Source organism: Hydrogenophaga sp., assembly GCF_050250835.1.
Taxonomy (GTDB): domain Bacteria; phylum Pseudomonadota; class Gammaproteobacteria; order Burkholderiales; family Burkholderiaceae_C; genus Hydrogenophaga.
Genome location: NZ_JBFWNX010000018.1, coordinates 307 through 15,323 on the forward strand (window position 1 = coordinate 307; position 15,017 = coordinate 15,323).

Below are 15,017 nucleotides of genomic sequence, written 5' to 3' on the forward strand. Positions count from 1 at the left end.
CGAGGGGGCTGGGCCTGCCTTGGGGGCGGCCCGGCGGCTGGCCCTGGCCCCCACGCTCCGCCGCCGCGCGGGTCGCTGCCCCCCGAGGGGGCTGGGCCTGCCTTGGGGGCGGCCCGGCGGCTGGCCCTGGCCCCCACGCTCCGCCGCTGCGCAGGTCGCTGCCCCCCGAGGGGGCTGGGCCTGCCTTGGGGGCGGCCCGGCGGCTGGCCCTGGCCCCCACGCTCCGCCGCCGCGCGGGTCGCTGCCCCCCGAGGGGGCTGGGCCTGCCTTGGGGGCGGCCCGGCGGCTGGCCCGTTCTCGTTGCCCCCACGCTCCGCCGCTGCGCGGGTCGCTGCCCCCCGAGGGGGCTGGGCCTGCCTTGGGGGCGGCCCGGCGGCTGGCCCGTTCTCGTTGCCCCCACGCTCCGCCGCTGCGCGGGTCGCTGCCCCCCGAGGGGGCTGGGCCTGCCTTGGGGCGGCCCGGCGGCTGGCCCCTGGCCCCCCCGCGCTCCGCCGTTGCGTGCTCAGGCGCGGCGGGTCCGGCGGCTCAGGTGGTTGCGTTGCGTTGCGATTGCGCCCAACACCCATGCCCAGAGGCTCAGGCCCCATAAAAGGCTGCTGGAACCGCCGCCACCGCCCGCGGGTGGAGGTGGCATGGCTGCCACCACCTGCACCGTGTCGGAGCCTGTACGCCCCAGGTCATCGACCACGGTGAGTCGAAACACGTACGTGCCCTCGGTCGCAAGCGTGGTGCCCGCCAGCGGCGTGGCGCTGTTCGTCAACGTGACCGACGTCCCGGCCGTCTGTTGCCACTGGTGGCTGACGATGGTCGAACCGGTGATGGCCACGCTCTGGCGGCCGTCAAGCGCGATGACGCTGCCGGGCTCGACCTGGCCCAGGCGCTCGATCACCGCGGCCGGGCCTGCCGCGAGCTGCAGCGAGCGTTCGGCATCCAGCAAGCCGGCGCCACAAGTGCTGGGGGTGCAGTTGCAGATGCCTGGGTGTGTGGCACTGCAGGTGCTGCGTCCAGCGTCGAAGGCGTGCGTGCGCGCACCGGTCTTCATGCGGTCGATGAGCTGTGCAGGCGAGAGCGCCGGGTTGATGCCCAGCATGAGGCTGGCCACGCCGGCCGCCTGCGGCGCCGAGAAGCTGGTGCCCTGTTTGTAGCCGTACGAATTGCTCGTCGGCGTGGTGGTGCCGCTGTTGTCGGTGGAGACCAGGAAATGGTTCGGGTTCGACTCTATGGAGCCGCCCGGTGCGGCCAAAGCCACCTGTGAGCCGAAATTCGAATACGAAGCCTTGGCGCCGTCCTTGCGCACCGCGGCCACGGCCATCACGCGCTGGCAGTCGGCCGGGCGCGTCAGGGTGGGATTGCCCAGCGGCTGGTTGTTGCCCGCCGCCACCACCAGCAGCGCGCCGGCGTCGGTGACTTCGTCGATGGTGTCCTGATAGGCCTGAGAGCAGGGCGCATCGCCGCCGAAGCTGAGGTTGATCACCTTGGCCGGCGTGCTGTTCACGGGCACGCCCGCCACGGGCAGGCCGGCGGCCCAGCGCAGGCCGTCGAGCAGGTCCGACACGAGCGCGCCGCATTTGCCCGACACCCTCACCGGCAGCACGCTGGCGCCCCAGTTGAGGCCTGTCACGCCGGCGCCGTTGTTGGAGGCGGCGGCGATCTGGCCGGCGATGAAGGTGCCGTGCCAGACGCTGTTGGAGGGAGAGCAATACTGGAAGATGCCCTGACCGGCTTCGCCGACAGTCACCCAGTCGCCGGGATCACTGGCGTCGGCATCCCGGCCGCCGCCATCGTTCGCAATGTCGATTTCGCTCACGAGGTCGTAGCCCGCGAGCAGCCGGCCGGCCAGATCCGGGTGATCGAAACGCACGCCGCTGTCGACCACGGCCACCACCACCGGGCTGCCGTTGCGGATGGTCCAGGCACCCGGCAGGTTCATGCCAGAGAAATTGGTGACGTTGTCGGCTGGCTGCAGGTACCACTGAAGCGAATACAGCGAGTCGTTGGGCGCCCCGGGGGCAAGCTGCTGGCGGGGCAGCAAGACGTTGGGTTCGACCCAGGCAACTTCGGGATGCAGCCGCAGTCGGCGCATGGCGCGGTCCAGCGCCTGGCCTTTGAGCGGACGTTCGAGACGCAGCAGGTGGGCATTGCCCGCCTCACCCGCGCCGGCCAGCGCGACGCCGGATTCCTGGGCCAGCCGGGCCACACGCTCCCGGTCACGGCGCGCCGAACGGTCCCAGGTCTTGCGGGCCCGTTCGCGTTCGGAGGCCCAGGGGCCTCGATCGACATGGCGCGTGGTCCGCTCCTCTTTGCCGTCCTTGAAGCCGATGATCAGGCCGGTGGCCACCGCCGTTTCCTGCACAGGGCGGGCGGCGGCCGGCCAGGCGCTCATGCCCAGCAGCACCACGAAGCCCAACAGGCATGTCGAGAGAAATCGGCTCATTACGTTTTGTAGCATGAGCCGATCGGCGGGCATGCAATGGGTGGGGGACTCGCGGGTTATTCTGACACGGCGCCCTGGGGCTCATGCGCCTGTTACCTCCCATTCAAGTACTTTCGTCGTCGGTGCAACGGCTTGCCCATCAGCCCGCGCGGGGTAACGCGCCCAGGCGCTGCGCGTCAATCCAGTCCAGCGCCTCGTTCCACAGTGGCTGTGCCCTGGGACGAAAGTACCCCATGTGGCCGATCGGGCCGAGCCCTGCCTGGCGGGGATCTATCGTGATGGCGCGCACCGGGGCGTTGCGGTAGCCGGCCATGAACGCGTCGCGGGATGCGGGTGGCGCCCAGGCATCGTCCAGCGCGTTGGCCGCCACAATCGGAAAACGCACTTCGTCGAAGCGGTCGGTGGTGGCGCTCATGCGCGGATCGTCAAAGAAATATCGCGGGAAACCACACCAGTGGCGCCATTGGCGGTACACGTCCAGCGGCAAGTCTTCGCCCATGCCCAGCCGGCTCCAGGGCAGGTAGCCGGCCATGCGCGTCCAGACCGGGCCGAGCACCCGCCACATGAAGAGCACACGCATTTGCTCCAGCGGCGGCATCCAGCCGTGCCAGCCGGCGCCGGTGGCGAAGGTCCAGGCGCCATCGACCCAATCGTGCCGGGGCAGCAGGCCCAGCGCATGGCCCCCATAGGAATGGCCCACCAGGTACAGCGGCATGCCCTCCTGGCGCATGGCCTGCACGCCAGCGGCCAGGTCGAGCCGGCCCCAGTCGAGGTAGTTCATGCGGAAGCCCTTGAGCGAAGGCGGGGCCGACTGACCGATGCCCCGGTAGTCCAGCGTGAGCACGTCGAAACCGCGCCCGGCGGCATGTTCCGCAAACCGCTTGTAGAAGCCCTGCGGCACACCCGTGGCGCCAGCGACCACAAGGTGCGCTCGCGCAGGGCCGGCGCTGCGGTAGCGCAGCGCCGCCAGTTCGTAACCATCAGCGGCGACGAGGGAGAGGCGCTCGGCCTGCACGGGTAAGTCGAGGGTGGGGTTCATTTGGTTGCAGCCTGGGCACGGCCCGCAAGCAAGGTGAGCAATGCCTGCGTGGCCAAGTGGATGGGTTCGATGCTCTGCGCCACGCGGGCCTGCAACAGGCCGCCTTCGTAGGTGGCCACGATCAGCGCCGCCACACCATGGGCTCGGTCGGTCGGCTCGCCAGCCTGCGCGAGCGCCAGCGCAATGCGCTCGCGCAGGCGAGCGAATGCCTGGTTGAGGGCAGCGCGCAACGCAGGATCGTCCGGGGTGGACTCCAGCGCCACGGTGGCCAGCGGACAGCCGGATTCAAACCCGCTGTCCTGCAGGCGTGCAGTGGCGCCCGCCATCCATCGGCGCGTGGCCTCGATCGGGTCGGGCGTGGTGGCCAGCAAGGCATCGAGCCCGCGCAGCATGCGGTCCACCACGGCGTCGATCGCAGCCACCGCGAGCTCGGTCTTGCCGCCCGGAAAGTGGTGGTAGAGCACGCCCTTGGGTGCGCCCGCCTGGGCCAGCAGTTCGGTCAGGCCGATGCCGTGCAGACCACGCCTGCGCAGCGCGTCGATCATGGCGGCGATCAGGCGCTCGCGGGTGCCGGGGGTGGGGACTTCGTTCATCAGGCGCAATCTATAGACCGGTCGGTCTAGTGTCAAGTCCGGACACAAAAAAAGCGCCAGAAGGCGCTTTTTTTTGATAGTCAGCGTGCGCTCACTTGGCCACAACGCGAACCATCTCAAGGCATTTGTTGGAGTAGCCCCACTCGTTGTCGTACCAGCTCACGACTTTGATGAAGGTCTTGTCCAGCGCGATGCCGGCGTCGGCGTCGAAGATGGAGGTGCGGGTGTCGCCGCGGAAATCGGTGGCCACCACCTTGTCGGTCGTGTAGCCCAGCACGCCTTTCAGAGCGCCTTCGCTCTGCGCCTTCATCTCGGCGCAGATTTCTTCGTACGTGGCGTCCTTGTGCAGTTCCACCGTCAGGTCCACCACGGAAACGTCAGAAGTGGGCACGCGGAAGCTCATGCCGGTGAGCTTCTTGTTGAGCTCGGGGATCACCACGCCGACGGCCTTGGCCGCGCCGGTGCTGCTGGGGATGATGTTCTCCAGGATGCCGCGGCCGCCGCGCCAGTCCTTGTTCGAAGGGCCGTCCACGGTCTTCTGCGTGGCGGTGGCGGCGTGCACGGTGGTCATGAGGCCGCGCTTGATGCCCCACTTGTCGTTGAGCACCTTGGCGATGGGCGCCAGGCAGTTGGTGGTGCACGACGCGTTGGAGATGATGGCCTCACCCTTGTAGGTCTTGTCGTTGACGCCGTAGACGAACATGGGCGTGTCGTCCTTGGAGGGGGCCGAGAGGATGACCTTCTTCGCGCCAGCGTCCAGGTGCTTCTGTGCGGTCACCTTGTCCAGGAACAGGCCGGTGGATTCGATCACGACCTCAGCACCGACTTCGTTCCACTTGAGGTTGGCGGGGTCGCGTTCCTGGGTCAGGCGGATCTTCTTGCCGTTGACGATGAGGGTGTTGCCTTCGACTTTCACATCGCCCTTGAAGCGGCCGTGCACGCTGTCGTACTGCAGCATGTAGGCCAGGTACTCGGGTTCAAGCAGATCGTTGATGGCCACGACTTCGATGTCGCTGAAGTTCTGCAGGGCGCTGCGCAGCACGTTGCGGCCGATGCGGCCGAAGCCGTTGATGCCGATCTTGATGGTCATGAATGCTCCTTGGATTGAAAAATTCGATCCGCTCGCCCTGAGTTTGTCGAAGGGCCCACCCGTGCGGGGGCTTTGACAAACTCAGCCCGAACGGGACTAGCGCTTGGCGAGCACGGCACGCACCGTGTCCGCCACGTTTTCAGGCGTGAAGCCGAAGTGCTTGAACAGCACCGGTGCGGGCGCCGACTCACCATAGGTGTCCAGGCCAACCACCGCAGCCACCCCGTACTTCCACCAGCCGTCGGTGGAACCCATCTCCACGGCAATGCGCGGCAGTCCGGCGGGCAGCACTGAAGTTTTGTAGGCCGCGTCCTGACGGTCAAAGGTGCTGGTGCTGGGCATGGAGACCACGCGCACAGCGATCTGGTGTTCGCGGGCGAGCAGTTCCTGCGCCTTGAGCGCCAGCTGCACCTCGGAACCGGTGGCGACGATCAGCGCCTGCGCCTTTTTCTTCAGACCCACCTCGGCGGGCTCTGCCAGGACGTACGCGCCTTTGCTGATGTCGCCCAGGTCGCCCTTGGGTGCGTAGGGGAGGTTCTGGCGGCTCAGCAGCAGGGCCGTGGGTCGGCTGGTGTTCTGCAGCGCCACCGCCCAGGCCACGGCCGTCTCGGCGGTGTCGGCGGGTCGCCAGACATCCAGATTGGGGATCAGACGCAGGCTGGCTGCGTGTTCAACGGACTGGTGCGTCGGGCCGTCTTCACCGAGGCCGATGGAGTCGTGGGTGAACACGTGGATGACGCGCTGCTTCATGAGCGCGGCCATGCGGATGGCGTTGCGGCTGTAGTCGCTGAAGGTGAGGAAGGTGCCGCCGTAAGGGATGAAGCCGCCGTGCAGCGCCACGCCGTTCAAGATGGCGGCCATGCCGAATTCACGCACGCCGTAGTTGATGTGCCGGCCGCCCTGGCCGTGCTCATTTTTCACCACCTCGCCAGCCACGTTGAAGCGCAGTGCGGGCGTGGCCTTGGTGTTGGTGAGGTTGGAGCCGGTGAGGTCGGCGCTGCCGCCCAGCAGCTCGGGCAGCGCGGCGGTGAAGGCTTCCAGCGCGAGCTGGCTGGCCTTGCGGCTGGCCACGGTCTCGGCCTTGGTGTGCGCAGCCACGGCGGCGTCCACCGCCACCTGCGCGAAATTCTTCGGCAGTTCGCCCTTCATGCGGCGGGTGAATTCTCTGGCGAGGTCGGGAAACGCCGCCTTGTAGGCGGCGAAGGCGGCGTTCCAGGCGGTCTCCGCATTCTTGCCTGCAGCCTTCGCGTCCCAGGCCGCGTACACCTCCGGCGGCACTTCAAAGGGCTTGTGCGTCCAGCCCAGGGCCTCGCGGGTGAGCTGGATTTCGTCGGAACCCAGCGGCTCGCCGTGTGCCTTGGCGGTGTTGGCGCGGTTGGGGCTGCCTTTGCCGATGGCGGTCTTGCAGATGATCAGCGTGGGCGCATCGGCCTTGTTCTTCGCGTCGGCAATGGCGCGGTCCACCGCCTCGGTATCGTGGCCGTCGATCGGTCCGATCACGTTCCACCCGTACGCGGCGAAGCGCAACGCGGTGTTGTCGATGAACCAGGGCGTGACCTGGCCGTCGATGGAGATGCCGTTGTCGTCATAGAGGGCGACCAGCTTGTTGAGTTTCCAGGCGCCGGCCAGTGCGCAGGCCTCGTGGCTGATGCCCTCCATCAGGCAGCCATCACCCAGGAAGACGTAGGTGTGGTGGTCGACGATGGCGTGGCCCGGGCGGTTGAACTCGGCCGCCAGCAGCTTCTCCGCCAGCGCCATGCCCACGGCGTTGGTGATGCCCTGACCCAGCGGGCCGGTGGTGGTTTCCACGCCAGGCGTGATGCCCACTTCGGGGTGGCCGGCGGTCTTGCTGTGCAGCTGGCGGAAGTTCTTCAGCTCCCCGATGGGCAGCGGGTAGCCAGTGAGGTGCAGCAGCGCGTAGATCAACATGGATCCGTGACCGTTGGAGAGCACGAAACGGTCGCGGTTGGCCCACTGCGGGTTGGCCGGGTTGTGGCGAAGGTGGCGGCCCCACAGCGCCACTGCCATGTCTGCCATGCCCATGGGCGCACCCGGGTGGCCAGAGTTGGCCTGCTGCACCGCGTCCATGGCCAGGGCGCGAATGGCGTTGGCCTGGATCTGCGGCGTCATGGCCGAGACGGCGGGAGCGGTGCGGGTAGAGGTGCTGGCGGCGTCGGACATGGGAGGTGGGGAAGAAGTGAGGAAGGGAGGGATGGCGTGGCGGCGCAAAACCTGAGATTTTATCGGCCTGACCGGCCTCTGCCCTCAGCGATCCCGGCCTTCGTGCCCGGCCGCGCACATAATTCCACACGCGCACCACACAGCCCCATGCCCCGACTTGCCGCCGAACCGACCGCCGCCGCTCCGATTGCGGCCATGATCCTCGCAGCCGGACGCGGCATGCGCATGCGCCCGCTCACCGACAGTCAGCCCAAGCCCCTCCTGGCGGTGCAAGGCAAACCCTTGATGCAATGGCCCATGGAAGCGCTCCACGCTGGTGGCTTTCAGCGCCTGGTGATCAACACCGCCTGGCTGGGCGAGCAGATCGAGGACTTCTGCGCGCAGTGGCAAGCCCGCCACCCCGGCGCTCAGGTGACCGTCTCGCGAGAGGGCCAGGATTTCGGCTACGCCCTCGAAACGGCTGGTGGCATCGCGCGCGCCTTGCCCCTGCTGGGCGACGTGTTCTGGGTGCTGGCGGGTGACGTGTATGTGCCCGGCTTTGTGTTCGCGCCCGCCAGCGTGGCGCGCTTCGAGACCAGCTCCATGCTCGCGCACCTGTGGCTGGTGCCCAATCCGGCGCACAACCCGCGCGGTGATTTCGGCCTGAGCCCAGAGGGTCTGGCGTTGAACCAGGCCGATGGGCGCCACACCTACAGCACCATCGGCCTGTACCGACGCGAACTGTTCGAGCCGCCCTGGTGCGACATCCTGCCGGGCAACCCGCAGGGCACGGCAGAACCGCTGGCACCGTTGCTGCGCCGTGCCATGGACGCGGGCCGCGTGAGCGCGGAGCTTTACACAGGGCCCTGGGTCGATGTGGGAACGCCCGCCCGGCTGGAAGAGTTGAACGCTGCCGGTTGATCTTCCGGGACGCTGTCAGATCGCGCCAAAACCCCGACAATGGCGCGCATGGACGCCACCACCCACACCCAGATCTACGCTGAACGCCGCGCCCGCGTGGCCGCCCAACTGGGCGCCGGCGGCATCGCCATCGTGCCTACCGCGCCCGAGCGGCCGCGCAACCGCGACAGCGACTTCCTTTACCGGCACGACAGCTACTTCTATTACCTCACCGGCTTCACCGAGCCCAACGCCTGGCTGGTGATCACCGCCGAGGGCGGTACCACGCTGTTCTGCCAGCCCAAGGACCTGGAACGCGAGATCTGGGACGGCATTCGACTGGGCCCCGCTGCGGCTCCGGAAAGCCTGGGCGTGAACGACGCCTTTTCCGTGGCCGAGCTCGACCAGCGCCTGCCCGGACTGCTGGAGAACCAGCACACCGTGTGGTACCCGTTTGCCACCCACGATGGCCTGGAGAGTCGCGTCAACGCCTGGCTGCAGCCGGTGCGCGCGCGGGTGCGGTACGGCGCGCTGTGTCCCGAGTCGCAACGCGACCTGTGCGGCCTGCTCGACGAGATGCGCTTGGTGAAGGACGCACACGAGCAAGCCACCATGCGCCGCGCCGCGCAGATCAGCGCACAGGCCCACATCCGTGCCATGCGGCGCAGCGCGGCCATGCTGCGCGCTGGCCTGGACGTGCGCGAGTACCACCTGGACGCCGAGCTGCTTCACGCCTTTCGCGAACACGGCTCGCAATACCCGGCCTACGGCAGCATCGTTGCCGCCGGCGCCAATGCCTGCGTGCTGCACTACCGCGCCGATGCCGCGCCCATTCGCAGCGGCGAGCTGGTGCTGATCGACGCCGGCTGCGAGCTCGACGGCTACGCCAGCGACATCACCCGAACCTTTCCGGCCAATGGCCAGTTCACCGGGCCGCAGCGCACGCTCTACGACCTGGTGCTCGCCAGCCAGGACGCCGCGGTGGCCGCCACCAAGGCAGGCGCACGCTTCGTCGACCCGCACGAGGCCACGGTGGCCGTGCTCGCGCAGGGCCTGCTCGATGTGGGCCTGCTGGACAGGAACAAGGTGGGCAACGCGCAGGATGTGATCGCCAACCGCGCCTATTTCCCGTTCTACATGCACCGCACTGGTCACTGGCTGGGCATGGACGTGCACGACTGCGGCAGCTACGTGGAACCGTCCGAGCTGGGCACGGTGAGCGAACGCAAGGACCCGCTGAGCGGCGAAACCATCAAGGACCGGCCCAGCCGCCTACTGCGCTCGGGCATGGTGCTCACCATCGAGCCCGGACTGTATGTGCGGCCCGGCGCCGGCGTGCCCGAGCAGTTCTGGAACATCGGCATCCGCATCGAAGACGACGCCATCGTCACGGCGACCGGCTGCGAGCTGATCTCGCGCGGGGTGCCGGTCCAGGCGGACGAGATTGAGGCCCTCATGCGCGACTGAAACGGCGTGTGACCCCTTTTGAAATGCGTTAATTTTCTGATAATCATTCGCATTTAAGATATTCTCCTGGGCATTCGGACATCCGTTCGCGCCACTTCCCAGGAGAACCCATGCACCTCAAGACCGCCCTGGCCGCCGCCATCCTTGGCGTGGCCCTGAATGCCACCGCACAGGCACAAACCGCTGCCGCAACCCCTGCCAGTGTGGCCGCCCACTACGCCACGCTGGTGTACGCCAACTACAGCGACACCCTCGCCGGCGCTCAGGAAATGCAGGCGGCCATCGCCGCCTTCGTGGCTGCACCCTCGGCCGACGGCCTGACCGCCGCACGCAAGGCCTGGCTGGCCGCCCGCGAGTCGTATGGCCAGACAGAGGCTTTCCGTTTCTACAGCGGGCCGATCGACGACGACAAGGGCCCGGAAGGGCAGATCAACGCCTGGCCGCTGGACGAGGCCTATGTGGACTACGTGCAGGGCAAGCCCAAGGCCGGCCTGATCAACAACCCCAAATTCAAGATCACCAAGACCAATCTGGCCAAGTTCAACGAACGCGGTGGCGAGGAAAACATCAGCTCCGGCTGGCACGCTGTCGAGTTCCTGCTCTGGGGCCAGGATGTGAGCGAGACCGGCCCGGGCAACCGGTCGTTTGAAGACTATGTGGACGGCAAGACACCCAACGCCGAGCGCCGCCGCCAGTTCCTGACTGTGGCCACGGCCCTGCTGGTGGACGACCTGACGGCGGTGACCAAGGCATGGGCCCCGGGCCAGAAGAACTACCGCGCCCGATTTGAGAAGGGTGGCAAGGAGTCGGTGCGCAAGATCATCGTCGGCCTGGGTTCTCTCTCGCGCGGCGAACTGGCCGGCGAGCGCATGGAGGTCGCGCTGAACTCGCAGGACCAGGAAGACGAGCACTCCTGCTTCTCGGACAACACGCACCGGGACATCGTCACCAACGCCACCGGCATCCAGAACGTGTGGCTGGGCCAGTACAAAAAGCGGGACGGCAGCCTGCTGCAAGGCCCTGGCGTGCGCGATCTGGTCGCCGCAAAGAAGGCCGACCTGGCGGAGAAGACCACCGCGCAACTGGCCGCCTCAGTGGCCGCAGCGGAGTCCATTCCAGCGCCATTTGACCGCGCCATCGGCAAGGGATCGGCCGGCCGGCCAGCGGTGGAAAAAACGATTGCCAGCCTGGTCGAGCAGTCCAAGCTGCTGGTCGAATCGGCCAGCGCCGTGGGCATTGCAAAACTGACCCTGGTGGAACCCTGAACACGACGCCATGAAGTCTCTGACCGCCCCTCGGCGGCTCGTGGCGGCGTCGATGCTGATCATCGGCTGTGCCGCCGCCGTGTGGTTGCACGCGGACGAGGCGCCCGATCCGCTCGGTGAAAAGACCGGTGGCAAGACCACCGTCTACGCCACCGGCAAGAACGCGTTCTCGTTCCCTCTGGCCAACCTGGACGACGCGGGGCGCACGCGTTTCGTGATCGGCAACTCCTTCTTCAAGCGCAACTGGGTCGAAGCCCCGGCCTCGACCACTGCGCGCGACGGCCTGGGCCCGCATTTCATCGCGCGTTCGTGCGCGGGCTGCCATGTGCTCGACGGCCGGGGCGCCCCACCGGCTTGGCAGAACACGCTGGGCGCCGAGCCCGAAGGCACCGTTGCGCTGCTCATGCGCCTTTCGGTGGCCGGCACGCCTGAGCCCGGGGCCGGCGTGCGGCCCGATCCGGTGTACGGCGACCAGTTCAACAACGCGGCCATCCAGGGCGTCAGGCCCGAAGGCCGGGTGGAGATGCGGCAGCATCCAGTCCACGGCCGTTTTGCCGACGGCACGCGGTACACACTGCAAAAGCCGATCTACAAGCTGACCGATCTCGCCTATGGGCCGCTCGCACCCGGCCTCATGGTCAGCCCGCGCATCGCGCCACAGATTGCCGGCATCGGTTTGCTGGAAGCGATTCCGGAAGCGGAGATCCTGCGCAACGCACGCGAACAGGCCACCGCTCCCGGCCCCATCAAGGGTCAGCCCAACCGCGTGTGGGACGTGTTCGCCCAGGGCGAGCGGCTGGGTCGATTCGGCTGGAAGGCCAACGTCGCCACCATTGCTCACCAGACCGCCGGCGCCTTCCACGGCGACATCGGCATCACCTCCAACGCCTTTCCGCAAGAGACCTGCACGCCCACGCAGAAAGACTGCCTGGCCGCGCCGCACGGAGGCGGCCGGACGAACGGGCGCGATGGGATCGTGCCAGCTTCCAGCGCGATCGCACAGCGCCCCGAAATCGACGACGAGACGCTGGGCCAGGTGATCTTCTATCAGGCCACGCTGGCTCCCGCCGCTCGGCGCAAGGTGAAAGACCCGCAGGTGTTGCGCGGTCAGGCGCTGTTTGCGCAGGCGCAATGCGCCACCTGCCATCGACCGAGCTACGTCACTGCCGAAGGCCCGTTCCCAAGCCTTACCAGCACGGCCCTGAAGGGCCAGCGCATCTGGCCCTACACCGACCTGTTGCTGCACGACATGGGTCCCGACCTGGCCGATGGCCGACCGGATTTCCAGGCCAGCGGCAGCCAGTGGAAGACGCCGCCCCTGTGGGGCATTGGCCTGATACCGGACGTCAACGGCCACCAGCGTCTGCTGCACGATGGTCGTGCCAATGGCGTGCTCGAAGCCATCCTGTGGCACGGTGGCGAGGCACAGGTGTCGAAAGAAAAGGTGCTCAGGATGAAGTCCGGCGAGCGGCAGGCACTGGTGAAATTCGTGGAGTCGCTATGAACAACCGCTTGCGCGCGCTCACGGCCGCAGCGCTGGCGCTGTGCATCTCGGGGGTCGGCGCGCAAGTCACTGCGCCGGTCGTGGCTGCGCCCTACTACTCGGCCGAGCAGGCCATGCAGGGCCTCTACACCCACCATCTGCCGCCGCTGGCAAGTGCGTTCCAGGGTGAGGCAGATCGCCTCGTCGAGAGCACGCGCCAGTTCTGTCAGGGCCAGGCCCCACTGGCCGCGCTGCGCACGCAATGGAAGCGCACGTTGGTGAACTGGGAGACTTTGTCCACGCCCGCTGTGGGGCCCTTGGTCGCGCGGCGCTCGCAGCGCCAGATCGACTTCTGGCCAACCCGCCCGGATCTGCTGCGTCGCTCGCTGGACAAAGCTCCCGCCACCCTGGCCGACATGGACCGCGTGGGCACGCCCGCCAAAGGATTTCCGGCGCTCGAGGTGTTGATGAACCAGTGGTCCGCAAGCCGTCAACCGGCACCCGCCGCCGCCTGCCACTATGCCGAACTGGTGTCGCAAGGCATCGCGGCCGAGGCACACGCGCTTCAGAACGAATTCGGCACCTGGGCCAGCAAGGCATGGTCCGATGAACCGGAGGTCACCACCGCCTCGCTCGCCGAGTGGGTGAACCAGTGGCTTGCCGGCCTGGAGCGGCTGCGCTGGGCCCACATCGAGAAGCCCATCACCAGCCACCAGACCACGGGCAAGGCTGCCACGGGCGCGCCGGTTCCATTTGCCCGTCTCGACCGCGAAAGCGCACTGCGCGACTGGCGCGCACAGTGGCAGAGCCTGCTCGCACAGGGCCGACTGCCGCCAGGTGCGCAGCCGCCCGCCGCGGGCAGCGCGCTCGTGCCCATGGAAGCGCTGCTGATGGGCCGGGGCCAGCTTGCGCTGGCGCAGAAGTGGGGCCAGGCGCTGGACGAGGTGACGGCGGACATGGACAAGCTGACACCTCGATCCAGCGAACGTGAACTGCTGGCACTCACGAAGTCCATGAAAGCCGTGACCGTGCTGTTCCAGAACGAAGTGGCGGCCGCACTCGACGTCCCTCTGGGCTTCTCCGATGCCGATGGGGACTGAGGACACCCCGCTGCTGTCGCGTCGCCAATGGTTGGCGGCGGCAGCTGCGCTATGTCTTGCGCCCGCCCGGGCCGCCACACCCGCGGGCGCCAGGCGTCTTCTTGCCGCCTGGCAAGCTTCCAGTGAGCAACGCATTGGCGTGATCGGTGTCGATGGCGCGCGCTGGTCGGTTCAACGCGAGATCATCGTGCCCACCCGCGCGCACGGCCTGCTGGTGGAAGCCGGCGGCAGCGTGCTCGCCACCGCGCGGCGCCCCGGCGACTGGCTGTTGCGCTGGCACCCCGCCGGCGGCAAGACCGAGTGGCACTGGATTGAAGACGACCGCCGCTTCAACGGCCACGCGGCCGCCAGCCCCGACGGCCAGGCGATCTGGACCACCGAGACCGATCTGGACAACGCGCAAGGCTGCCTCGCGGTGCGAGACGCGAAGTCGCTGGAAAAGCGCGATGAGTGGGCCACGCACGGCATGGATCCGCACGAGTTTCTGGTGCTTCCCCAGCCAGTGGGCGAGGTGCCTGCCGGGAGCCTGATCGTGGCCAACGGCGGCATTCCCACACTGCCCGAAACCGGTCGCAGCAAGCGCGCGCTTGACCGCATGGACGCTTCCCTGGTGGCACTGAACCCCCGCGATGGCGCGCTGCTGGGTCGGTGGCGTCTGGACGATTCTTTCCTCAGCATCCGCCACCTCGCCTGGGACCCGGTTTCGTGTTCCGTGGGCATTGCCCTGCAGGCCGAGCATCCCGATGCGGACGCCAGGCGGCGCGCGCCGGTGCTCGCGGTGTGGAACGGCAAGCGCCTGCAGGCCGCGCGGGAGCAACCTGCCATGCAGGGCTATGGCGGCGACATCTGCGCCAGGCCCGGCGGAGGCTTTGTGGTGAGTTGCCCGCGTGCAGACGCGCTGGCCTTGTTCGATGCCAGTGCGCTCTGGACTCAGATCCAGTCTCATCGCGAAGCCTATGCGCTGGCGGCAGATAGCGCCCACTGGTGGGCCAGTGGGTCAGAAGGCGTGTGGTGCGCGCCCGAAGCCGTCGAAGCCCGCGCCGCCCATCGGATTCAATTCGACAATCACTGGGTCGTGTTGTGATCACGGCGGCTCTTCGGCGTAGCCGGTAACCTGGTTGCACGCACCACCCGTGCGCCGGCATTGCCCATCGGCCTCCAGCCATGGATGCGCATGGCCCACGCAGCCGGTCTGGCAGATCACGCCACTGGCTTCGGCCAACGAGGTCAGCGCAGCGTCCGGATTCGTTCGTCGCTGCAGCAACGGCCGCGTCGACACCATGGCGTTCAGCCCCCAGAGCACGCAAGTGCGCGTCAGCACGAGTTGCGTGCGAAGCCTCAGCACTTCCCCTTCGAGCGCCAGCAACTGCGCCTGGCTGGCTCGCATCTGTGTCTCCACGCGGCGCTGCAAGCCTGCGAGCTGGCGCGTGAGCACACCATGTTCGGTGCTCACTTCAAGGTTTGCGGCTGCTGAGAAAACCATCGA

At 67.9% G+C, this 15,017-nt stretch carries 12 protein-coding genes; 6 read left to right on the forward strand and 6 right to left on the reverse strand.

Annotated elements, in window-relative coordinates; translation table 11 throughout:
* Positions 1-502 precede the first annotated feature (502 nt).
* The 5 genes from AB7F11_RS18280 to tkt form a co-directional block, all read right to left on the reverse strand.
* Positions 503-2,434: a S8 family serine peptidase gene (locus AB7F11_RS18280; RefSeq protein ID WP_428288656.1), complete on the reverse strand. Its 1,932-nt coding sequence runs from the start codon at positions 2,432-2,434 to the stop codon at positions 503-505.
* A gap of 139 nt (positions 2,435-2,573) precedes the next feature.
* On the reverse strand, positions 2,574-3,473 hold the full coding sequence (locus AB7F11_RS18285; protein WP_428288657.1) for an alpha/beta hydrolase family protein: 900 nt from the start codon (positions 3,471-3,473) through the stop codon (positions 2,574-2,576).
* Positions 3,470-4,066: a TetR/AcrR family transcriptional regulator gene (locus AB7F11_RS18290; protein ID WP_428288658.1), complete on the reverse strand. Its 597-nt coding sequence runs from the start codon at positions 4,064-4,066 to the stop codon at positions 3,470-3,472. The genes AB7F11_RS18285 and AB7F11_RS18290 overlap by 4 nt, the downstream gene beginning before the upstream one ends.
* A gap of 91 nt (positions 4,067-4,157) precedes the next feature.
* Positions 4,158-5,156, reverse strand: coding sequence for a type I glyceraldehyde-3-phosphate dehydrogenase (gap, locus tag AB7F11_RS18295; RefSeq protein WP_428288659.1), 999 nt, complete (start codon positions 5,154-5,156; stop codon positions 4,158-4,160).
* 96 nt (positions 5,157-5,252) lie between these two features.
* On the reverse strand, positions 5,253-7,286 hold the full coding sequence (gene tkt, locus AB7F11_RS18300; RefSeq protein WP_428288743.1) for a transketolase: 2,034 nt from the start codon (positions 7,284-7,286) through the stop codon (positions 5,253-5,255).
* Positions 7,287-7,484: 198 nt separating this feature from the next.
* Here tkt and AB7F11_RS18305 point away from each other — a divergent pair, with 198 nt between their 5' ends.
* From AB7F11_RS18305 to AB7F11_RS18330, 6 genes are all read left to right on the forward strand, one after another.
* Positions 7,485-8,237 (forward strand): nucleotidyltransferase family protein, encoded by a 753-nt coding sequence (locus AB7F11_RS18305; RefSeq protein WP_428288660.1) that lies wholly within the window; start codon positions 7,485-7,487, stop codon positions 8,235-8,237.
* Positions 8,238-8,285: 48 nt separating this feature from the next.
* Positions 8,286-9,683, forward strand: coding sequence for an aminopeptidase P N-terminal domain-containing protein (locus tag AB7F11_RS18310; RefSeq protein WP_428288661.1), 1,398 nt, complete (start codon positions 8,286-8,288; stop codon positions 9,681-9,683).
* 110 nt (positions 9,684-9,793) lie between these two features.
* Positions 9,794-10,948, forward strand: a complete 1,155-nt coding sequence (locus AB7F11_RS18315) for an imelysin family protein (RefSeq protein WP_428288662.1) — start codon at positions 9,794-9,796, stop codon at positions 10,946-10,948.
* Between the two features lie 10 nt (positions 10,949-10,958).
* Positions 10,959-12,452 carry a di-heme oxidoredictase family protein gene (locus tag AB7F11_RS18320; RefSeq protein WP_428288663.1) on the forward strand — a complete coding sequence of 498 codons (1,494 nt, stop codon included), beginning with the start codon at positions 10,959-10,961 and terminating at the stop codon, positions 12,450-12,452.
* Positions 12,449-13,531, forward strand: a complete 1,083-nt coding sequence (locus tag AB7F11_RS18325; RefSeq protein WP_428288664.1) for an imelysin family protein — start codon at positions 12,449-12,451, stop codon at positions 13,529-13,531. The genes AB7F11_RS18320 and AB7F11_RS18325 overlap by 4 nt, the downstream gene beginning before the upstream one ends.
* Positions 13,515-14,615: a DUF1513 domain-containing protein gene (locus tag AB7F11_RS18330; RefSeq protein WP_428288665.1), complete on the forward strand. Its 1,101-nt coding sequence runs from the start codon at positions 13,515-13,517 to the stop codon at positions 14,613-14,615. Before AB7F11_RS18325 ends, AB7F11_RS18330 begins: the two co-directional genes overlap by 17 nt.
* On the opposite strand, the gene AB7F11_RS18335 is transcribed toward AB7F11_RS18330, so the two are convergent.
* Positions 14,616-14,984, reverse strand: a complete 369-nt coding sequence (locus tag AB7F11_RS18335; RefSeq protein WP_428288666.1) for a hypothetical protein — start codon at positions 14,982-14,984, stop codon at positions 14,616-14,618. It abuts the gene before it with no gap.
* Positions 14,985-15,017 lie beyond the last annotated feature (33 nt).

Excerpts from the sequence above, each read along its gene's own strand:
- AB7F11_RS18280 (WP_428288656.1), bottom strand. The coding sequence starts at position 2,434 with ATGAGCCGATTTCTCTCGACATGCCTGTTGGGCTTCGTGGTGCTGCTG.
- AB7F11_RS18285 (WP_428288657.1), bottom strand. The coding sequence starts at position 3,473 with ATGAACCCCACCCTCGACTTACCCGTGCAGGCCGAGCGCCTCTCCCTC.
- AB7F11_RS18290 (WP_428288658.1), bottom strand. The coding sequence starts at position 4,066 with ATGAACGAAGTCCCCACCCCCGGCACCCGCGAGCGCCTGATCGCCGCC.
- gap (WP_428288659.1), bottom strand. The coding sequence starts at position 5,156 with ATGACCATCAAGATCGGCATCAACGGCTTCGGCCGCATCGGCCGCAAC.
- tkt (WP_428288743.1), bottom strand. The coding sequence starts at position 7,286 with ATGACGCCGCAGATCCAGGCCAACGCCATTCGCGCCCTGGCCATGGAC.
- AB7F11_RS18305 (WP_428288660.1), top strand. The coding sequence starts at position 7,485 with ATGCCCCGACTTGCCGCCGAACCGACCGCCGCCGCTCCGATTGCGGCC.
- AB7F11_RS18310 (WP_428288661.1), top strand. The coding sequence starts at position 8,286 with ATGGACGCCACCACCCACACCCAGATCTACGCTGAACGCCGCGCCCGC.
- AB7F11_RS18315 (WP_428288662.1), top strand. The coding sequence starts at position 9,794 with ATGCACCTCAAGACCGCCCTGGCCGCCGCCATCCTTGGCGTGGCCCTG.
- AB7F11_RS18320 (WP_428288663.1), top strand. The coding sequence starts at position 10,959 with ATGAAGTCTCTGACCGCCCCTCGGCGGCTCGTGGCGGCGTCGATGCTG.
- AB7F11_RS18325 (WP_428288664.1), top strand. The coding sequence starts at position 12,449 with ATGAACAACCGCTTGCGCGCGCTCACGGCCGCAGCGCTGGCGCTGTGC.
- AB7F11_RS18330 (WP_428288665.1), top strand. The coding sequence starts at position 13,515 with ATGCCGATGGGGACTGAGGACACCCCGCTGCTGTCGCGTCGCCAATGG.